Source organism: Streptomyces sp. WELS2 (assembly GCF_013870595.1).
In the GTDB taxonomy this organism is placed as follows: Bacteria; Actinomycetota; Actinomycetes; order Streptomycetales; family Streptomycetaceae; genus Streptomyces.
Genome location: NZ_JACBWZ010000823.1, coordinates 1 through 2698 on the forward strand (window position 1 = coordinate 1; position 2698 = coordinate 2698).

Consider the following 2698-nt stretch of genomic DNA (forward strand, 5'->3'; position numbering starts at 1 on the left):
CCGGGCGGATGGCCGGGGACGGGGGCGGCGGACGGTTCGAGGAGAGGGCAGCGGGGTCTTGGCCCTTCTCCCCGAGTTCGGGGGCCTCGCTACGAGGCTCAGCCCATCTCCTCCAGGGACTTGCCCTTCGTCTCCTTGACGAACTTCAGGACGAACGGGATGGAGAGGGCGGCGCACACGGTGTAGATCACGTAGGTGCCGGAGAGGTTCCAGTCGGCCAGCGACGGGAAGCTCGCGGTGATGGCCCAGTTGGCGATCCACTGCGCGGAGGCGGCGACACCGAGGGCGGCGGCGCGGATCTTGTTCGGGAACATCTCGCCGAGGAAGACCCAGACCACCACGCCCCAGGACAGGGCGAAGAAGAGGACGAACAGGTGGGCGGCGATCAGGGCGACCCAGCCCTGGGTGCTCGGCAGCTTGCCGTCGACCAGGTGGTAGCTGAACGCCCAGGCCTCCAGCGCCAGGCCGACGACCATGCCGACCGAGCCGATGAGGGCGAGCGGCTTGCGGCCGACGCGGTCCACGAAGATCATCGCGATCACGGTGCCGACGATGTTGATGATCGAGGTGGTGAAGGAGTAGAAGAACGAGTCCGACGGGTCGACGCCGACCGACTGCCACAGCGTCGAGGAGTAGTAGAACGCGACGTTGATGCCGACGAACTGCTGGAAGACCGACAGGCCGATACCGATCCAGACGATCGGCTTGAAGAAGAAGGAGCCGCCGAGCAGGTCCTTGAAGGAGGACTTGTGCTCGCTCTTCATCGCGTGCTCGATCTCGGCGACGCGGGCGTCGAGGTCGGTCTCCTTGCCCTCGACCTCGGCGAGGATCTCCCGGGCGCGCTCACGCTTGCCGATGGAGAGCAGGAAGCGGGGGGACTCGGGGATCGCGAAGGACAGCATGCCGTAGAGGACGGCCGGGACGACCATCACACCGAGCATGACCTGCCAGGCCTCCAGGCCCATCAGCTTGCCGCGCTGGTCGCCGCCGGCGGCGTTGAGCAGACCCCAGTTGACCAGCTGGGAGATGGCGATGCCGACGACGATCGCGGCCTGCTGGAAGGAGCCGAGCCGGCCGCGGTAGGCGGGCGGGGCGACCTCGGCGATGTAGGCGGGGCCGATCACGGAGGCCATGCCGATGGCGAAGCCGCCGATGACGCGCCAGAAGGCGAGGTCCCACAGCGCGAACGGCAGCGCGGAGCCGACGGCGCTGACGGTGAACAGGACGGCGGCGATCTGCATACAGCGGATGCGGCCGATGCGGTCGGCTATGCGGCCGGCGGTGGCGGCGCCGATGGCACAGCCGATCAGCGCGATCGCGATGACCTGGGCGAGGGCGGCGGAACCGACGTCGTAGCGGTCCCGGATGGCCTCGACGGCGCCGTTGATCACGGAGCTGTCATAGCCGAAGAGGAAGCCGCCCATGGCGGCAGCCGCCGCGATGAAGATGACGTGCCCGAGATGTTCGGGGTGAGCCGACCTGGCTCCTGACTGAGGTGCCTGCGCTGTGCTGGTCACGGTGTAACTCCTCGGGCCACGGCAACGCTGCCGGGTGGGGGCGAGCCCTTACAGGTCTCCAGTGGCGCATACGGACGAGCCACTTACACCTGAAGGTAAAAGCAACGTTGCAGAGACTATGCCTTCAAGTTTCGAAGTCAATACTTCAACGACTGTGAGTTTTCAGATATGCCTGACGATCTTGTGTTCAAGAACTGAACACTCAGCAAGATGATCTTGAAGGGCCTCCCTGGTGAACCCGGGAAAAGGGCTAGCGCAACCGCTGGGAGACGACCTTGGAGACGCCGTCGCCCTGCATGGACACGCCGTAGAGCGCGTCGGCTACCTCCATCGTGCGCTTCTGGTGCGTGATCACGATCAGCTGCGAACTCTCCTGGAGCTCCCGCATGATCCCGATCAGCCGCTGGAGGTTGGTGTCGTCCAGCGCGGCCTCGACCTCGTCCATGACGTAGAACGGGCTCGGGCGGGCCTTGAAGATCGACACCAGCAGCGCGACCGCGGTCAGCGAGCGCTCGCCGCCGGACAGCAGGGAGAGCCGCTTGACCTTCTTGCCCGGCGGACGGGCCTCCACGTCCACGCCCGTGGTGAGCATGTTCGCGGGGTCGGTCAGCACCAGACGGCCCTCGCCGCCGGGGAACAGCCGGGCGAAGACGCCCTCGAACTCCCGGGCGGTGTCCCGGAAGGCCTCGGTGAAGACCTGCTCGACGCGCTCGTCGACCTCCCTCACCACCTGGAGCAGGTCGGCGCGGGTCTTCTTCAGGTCCTCCAGCTGCTCGCCGAGGAACTTGTGCCGCTCCTCCAGCGCGGCGAACTCCTCCAGCGCCAGCGGGTTGACCTTGCCCAGCTGCTGGTACGCCCGCTCGGCCGCCCTGAGCCGCTTCTCCTGCTCGGCGCGGTCGAAGGGGCGGGGCCGGTTGCGCGGGTGCCCGGGGTCCTCGGGCAGCCGCTCGCCGTCGGCGGGGGGCGAGGGCGGCACCGGCTGGTGCGGCCCGTACTCGGCCACCAGTCCCTCCGGTTCGACACCCAGTTCCTCCAGCGCCTTCGTCTCCAGCTGCTCGATGCGCAGCCGCTTCTCGGCGCCGAGTACCTCGCCCCGGTGGACCGAATCCGTCAACTTGTCGAGCTCGGCCTTGAGTTCACGGCCGGCCGTGCGGGCGGCGGCGAGCTCCTGCTCGCCAGGG

General features: G+C 67.8%; 2 protein-coding genes. Both read right to left on the reverse strand.

Annotated elements, in window-relative coordinates:
* Window positions 1-98 precede the first annotated feature (98 nt).
* On the reverse strand, window positions 99-1517 hold the full coding sequence (locus tag H5J33_RS30355; RefSeq protein WP_181797987.1) for a sugar porter family MFS transporter: 1419 nt from the start codon (window positions 1515-1517) through the stop codon (window positions 99-101).
* A 250-nt stretch (window positions 1518-1767) separates the two neighbouring features.
* Window positions 1768-2698: AAA family ATPase (locus H5J33_RS30360; RefSeq protein WP_181797988.1), on the reverse strand; the 931-nt coding region annotated here is incomplete at its 5' end.